This is a genomic window from Rathayibacter tanaceti (assembly GCF_001634385.1).
Classification (GTDB): domain Bacteria; phylum Actinomycetota; class Actinomycetes; order Actinomycetales; family Microbacteriaceae; genus Rathayibacter; species Rathayibacter tanaceti.
This window is the reverse complement of record NZ_LIIN01000153.1, coordinates 1-5,597: the sequence shown is the minus strand read 5'-3', so window position 1 is coordinate 5,597 and position 5,597 is coordinate 1. Positions and strand designations below refer to the sequence as shown.

Genomic DNA, 5,597 nt, shown 5'->3' with positions numbered 1-5,597 from the left:
GATCGCGTTCCGCACCGCCGTGCTGTCGGGCCTGGCCGAGGTCGGGCGCGGCCCTGTCCTCGCCATGGTCGGCGAGCCGGATCGTGACGACCCCGCCCGCGCCGCGGCGGTCGGCGTCCGGCGACGCGTTTTCCCGGTGTTCGTCCGCGATGACGGCGCGATCGTCCAGCCCACGGCCGATGCGGCCCGCGATTTCACGATCGCCGGCGAGCTCAGCCCGCACACCCCGGGGGTCTTCGACGGCCTGGTGCGCCCCGACGTGCACGTCGACATCCACGTCTCCGAGCGGCCGGTCGCGCCCTCCCCGGACCGGGTCGCTGTGACCGCGAGCTTCGCCGACGACCGCTGGCTGCTGACGGTGGCGGGGCACCAGGATGCCGCGGCCCTCGCCGGAGCGATCGCCGCAGCCGTGGCGCGGGACGTCGTCTCCGACGGGCCGCCGAGCGCGCTCACCGCGATCGTCCGTCCCGCAGAGGTGCGGGTGGAGGACACCGCCGGCGTCGGAATCGCGGCGATCCGCGACATCGAGCGGGCGGCGGGGCCGCTGGCCGCGGTGCACCCGGCGACCGGCCTCCAGGAGGGTCTGCTGTTCCACCGCGACCTCTCGGGCGACACCGATGTCTACCTCTCGCAGACGATCACCGAGCTGACGGGCCCGCTCGACGTGGCGGCACTGCGCGCGGCGGCCGCGCGCACCATCGCGCAGCACCCCCACGTCGCGGGCCATTTCCGCCGCGTCGGGGAGCGAACGGTGCTCGTCGTGCCGCGATCGCCGGACATCGCGTGGGACGTGAGCACGGGCGAGGACCGCGAGCGGTTCCTCGCGCAGCAGCGCGAGCACGGCTTCGACGGCGACGGACCGCTGCTGAGGTTCGGCCTCCTCACCGCGCCGGACGGTCAGCAGCACACGTGGGTGCTGACCGTCGAGCACGCGATCCTCGACGGCTGGTCGATCTGGCGGTTCTTGCGCGGCATCCTCGACGAGTACACCCGTCACGGATCCGCGATCGAGCGGTCGGGGCCGCCGTATGCGGCGTACGTCTCCTGGCTCACCGCCCGCGATCGGGCCGCTGCGCGCTCGGCGTGGGGCGACGTTCTGGCGGGCGTCGAGGGGCCTCTCCTGGTCGCTCCTTCCTCCTCCGCTCCCACCGCCGACCGACGTTCGTCCGAGCGCGTGCTGACGCTCGATGTGGCCCTGACCGCGCGGCTGCGGCACGCGGGCACGGCGGCACGCGCGCCGCTCAGCGCGGTGTACGAGCTCGCCTGGGCGCTCGCGCTCCGGCACGAGACGGGTCGCGCCGACGTCCTCTTCGGCACGGTGACCTCGGGCCGACCCCCCGAGATCCCGGGCATCGACGACCTGCTCGGGCTGCTGTTCAACACCGTCCCGGTGCGCGTGCGCGTCCGCCCCGGCGCGAACGTGCAGAGCCACCTCGACGACCTGACGCGGTTCCGCCGCGTGATGCTCGCCCACCCCGACGTGCCGCTGTCGGAGATCCTCGCGGCATCGGGCCACCGCGAGCTGTTCGACACCCTGTTCGTCTTCCAGAACATCCCCGTCACCCCGCCCACCGAGCGGCTCGGTCCTGACGGCGCCCTGCGTCACCGTGCGCAGACGGTCCGCGACGCGACGCACTACCCGCTCACCATCGTGGTGAACCCGGGCGACGAGCGCGCGGGTGCGCGCATCCGTGTCCTGTCGCGCCCGGGCTCGTGGCCCAGTGATGCCGATGCCGATGCCGCGACCGAGCGCCTCGTCTCCGCGTTCGTGCGGGCGCTTGAGGGACTCGCCGATCACACCGGCGCGCTCGCCGCGCTCGATGTCGGCGACCAGGGCGTCACCGGCGCGGCCGCTCTCGAGGGGGCGACGCCGAGCGACGACGACGCGGCGCTGCTCGACGCGACGGTGTGGCAGCTGCTCGTGCAGCGTGCGCTCGTCGATCCCGACGGTCTCGCCATCGTCGCGGGACCCGTGCGCTGGACCTTCGCCGAGCTCGTCCACCGCGCCACGCGTCTGGCGACCGCCCTGCAGGAGCGGGGGATCGGGCCCGAGTCGCGTGTGGCGCTCTACCTCCCGCGGGATGCGCGCATGATCGTCGCGCTGTTCGCCGTGTTCGCCGCCCACGCGGCCTACGTGCCGATCGACCCCACGCTGCCGCCGACCCGCGTGGCCGACATTCTGCGGGAGGCCGACCCTGCGGTCGTCGTCGCCGACGACGCGTTCGCCGTCGCGGTGCCCTCTGGCGTTCGCGTGGTGCCGCCCGATGCGGCGGGAGGAGGCCCGCTCGTCGAGCCCGAGCGCGCGCTCGACGCCCTCGCGTACGTGATCTTCACGTCGGGGTCGACGGGAAAGCCCAAGGGGGTCGCGGTGCCCTACCGCGGGCTCACCAACATGTTCGTCAACCACCGCGCCGAGATCTTCTCGCCCGTGGTGGCCGCCGCAGGCAGGCGACGCCTCGCGATCGCGCACACCACGTCGTTCGCTTTCGACGCCTCGTGGGAGCAGCTGCTGTGGCTGCTCGAAGGCCACAGCGTCCACGTGATCGACGACGACATGCGCCGTGACCCGCGGGCGCTCCTGGCGTACTTCGACGACCACCGGATCGACGGGTTCGATGTGACTCCGAGCTACGGCGCCGTCCTGGTCGACGAGGGGCTGCTCGCTCGCGAACGCTGCGCCGACCCCATCGTCGACGGGCCGGGCGTCGTCTTCGTCTCGCTCGGCGGAGAAGCCGTGCCCGACGCTCTGTGGACGGCCCTGCGCGACGCCCCCGGCGTCCACGGCTACAACCTGTACGGCCCGACCGAGTACACGATCAACGCGCTCGGCGCCGACGTCGACGAGCGCCCCACGTCGACCGTCGGCCGCCCGATCACGGGAACGGTCGCGCGTGTGCTCGACGACGGCCTCCGCCCGGTGCGGCCGGGCGTGCCGGGCGAGCTGTACCTGTCGGGCGTCGGCCTCGCCCGCGGCTACCTGGGCCGCAGCGACCTGACGGCAGAGCGTTTCGTCGCCGATCCGTTCGGGATGCCGGGACAGCGGATGTACCGCACGGGTGACCTCGCGATGGTCGGTTCAGACGGTCTGATCACCTACCTCGGGCGCAGCGACGACCAGGTCAAGATCCGTGGGCACCGCGTCGAGCCCGCGGAGATCGCCTCGGCGCTCGTCGCGCTCAGCGGGGTCCGGCGGGCCGCGGTCGTGCCCGTGCGCAGTCCGCACGGGACCGAGCTCGCGGCGTACGTCGTGCCCGACGGGGCTCCGGTCTCGGCCGCCGAGATCACCGCCGCCCTGCGGTCGCGGCTACCGGACTATCTCGTGCCCGCTACGGTAACCGCCGTCGACGAGCTGCCGCTGAACGTCAACGGCAAGCTCGACGTGCGCGCCCTGCCTGAACCCGTGCGCGAGCCCGTCGAGAGGCAGCGCCCGATCGGCGACGTCGAGTACTTGATCGCCGACGCGATGGCGGAGGTGCTGGGACTCGAGAGGTGGGCCGCGACGACGACTTCTTCCTGCTCGGCGGTCACTCGCTGCTCGCTGTGCGCGTCGTCTCGCGACTGCGGTCATCGGCGGGCCTCGACCTGAGCGTGCGCGACCTGTACGGGGCGCCGACCGTCGCGGGCCTCGCGCGCGCGGCGGCGGGCGAGCGCAGCGAGACGATGTTCGCCCCCGTTCTGCGCCTGCGCGACGCCGAGGGCCCGGCGGTCTTCTGCCTGCAGCCCGCCGGCGGCCTGGGGTGGGCGTACGCCGGTCTCTGTCGGCACCTCGACTCCGGCTACGCGGTCTACGCGCTGCAGGATCCGGCGTTGTCGGGTGGCCCCGAGCTGACGTCGGTGGAGGCCATCGTCACCGACCAGATCGAGCGGATCCGCGCCGTCCGTCCGCACGGGCCGTACCACCTGCTCGGGTGGTCGTTCGGCGGGCAGCTCGCGCACGTCATCGCCGCTCGGCTCGGCGACGAGGTGGCATCGATCGTCCTTCTCGACGCCTACGCGGACGGCGCCGGCGATGAGACCGACGCGTCGGTCGACGAGCAGGTCGCCGGCTTCGTGCGCAGCATCGCCGACGATCCCGTGCTGGCCGACCTCGATGCCGAGGCGCGGGAGCGCCTGATCGCGACGTTCGCGCGTCATCTGCGGCTGTCGATCCCCCCGCTCACGGTCTCGGCGCACACCGACACGCTGCTGGTGGCGGCGACGCGGGGTGTCGGAGCCGACACGGCGGCGCGGCGCGATGCCGAGTGGCGGGCGCGCATCGACGGGCGGCTGCGTGTCGATCCGGTCGACCTCGACCACGCTGGTCTCGGGCGTGCGGCCAATTGGGAGGTCTTCGGCGGTCTCGTCGCGCGGTGGATCGAGGGCGGTCGCTGACACTCCAGCGTCCCGTGCGTCACGCTCGGCGCAGCGCTGGCGTGCGCCGTCCGCGCGCCTCCGGCCCGCCGCCTATCCTGGAGGGCGATGTCGAACTCTCGCGCCGAGGCCGCCTACCTGCGCTCGCTCGGCGCGTTCCGGACCCCGACGCTCGATCTCCTGCACGGCCGCTACGCCCCCTTCGTCGTCGCCGCCCTCTCGCTCGTGTTCACCGTCGACCGGCAGGTGGTCGCCGTCGCCGACGCGCACGCCGAGGTCGGCGAGCTGCTGGAGGAGCTGCGCTCGGCCGGCTACGACGAGGGCGAGCGGGCTCTGCCGACCGGGACGGCCCGCGACGTGTGCCGCTACTGGGTGCGCGTCGGCTGGCTGGTGCCGCAGATCGAGGGCGAAGCGGAGGTGTACCGCCTCAGCGCCCACGCCGTCAGCGCGCTCGAGATCACGGGGCGCACCGGAGGCGGTCGCACCCGCGTGTCGAACTCGCGGGTGCGCACGCTGTTGGAGGCGGTCGAGCGCCTCGCCGCCGACGTCGAGCCCGACCCGGAGGCCCGCCTGGCGCGCCTCCGCGAGGAGCGGGCGCGCCTGGACGGTGAGATCGCGGCGCTCGAGGAGGGCGCCGGGATCGAGCCGACCGACGACGAGCAGCTGCTCGAGGAGGCCGAGAACGTCGTGCACCTGGCGCGTGAACTGCCGGCGGACTTCGCGAGGGTCGCCGAGTCGATCAAGGCGATGCAGCGCGACGTGGTCGCCGACCTGCGCCGCGACGTGCGCCCGACCGGCGAGGTGCTCCGCGAGTACCTCGAGCGCGGACAGCACGTGATGCAGGCCACGAGCGAGGGGCGGGCCTTCGCCGGCGCGCTGCGGCTGCTCGGCGACCCCGAGCGGATCGACGCCCTCACCGACCAACTGCACACGGTTCTCGTCCAGCCCTTCTCGCGCCTGATGGACCCCGCCCAGCGTGCGGAGCTCAGCGCCATCGGGCGCCGGGTGGAGCTGGGTGTGCAGGAGGTGCTGACCGCCCAGCGGCGCGCCTCCCACGTCATCACCGGCCAGGTGCGCACCCATGATCCGGCGCGGGACCGGCAGGTCGACGAGCTGCTGCGCGAGGTGATGGCGGGCCTCCAGGAGTGGACCGCCCGCGCGTCGCCGGACGCGCCGGTCGCGCCGCTGCGGCACCTGCCCGTCGCCGGGATCGGCCACCTCCGGCAGACGCTCGGCGATGTCCGGCC

At 73.9% G+C, this 5,597-nt stretch carries 3 protein-coding genes; all 3 read left to right on the top strand.

Annotated features, from left to right (window positions below; genetic code table 11):
• On the top strand, positions 1 to 3,586 hold a 3,586-nt coding region (locus ACH61_RS13665; RefSeq protein WP_068212990.1), incomplete at its 5' end, for a non-ribosomal peptide synthetase.
• A complete protein-coding gene (locus tag ACH61_RS13660; protein ID WP_068212987.1) occupies positions 3,490 to 4,371 on the top strand; it encodes an alpha/beta fold hydrolase in 882 nt (293 codons plus the stop codon). The genes ACH61_RS13665 and ACH61_RS13660, both read left to right, overlap by 97 nt.
• An 87-nt stretch (positions 4,372 to 4,458) precedes the next feature.
• Positions 4,459 to 5,597, top strand: a 1,139-nt coding sequence (locus ACH61_RS13655; protein ID WP_068212984.1) for a DUF3375 domain-containing protein, incomplete at its 3' end; no start/stop codon positions are given.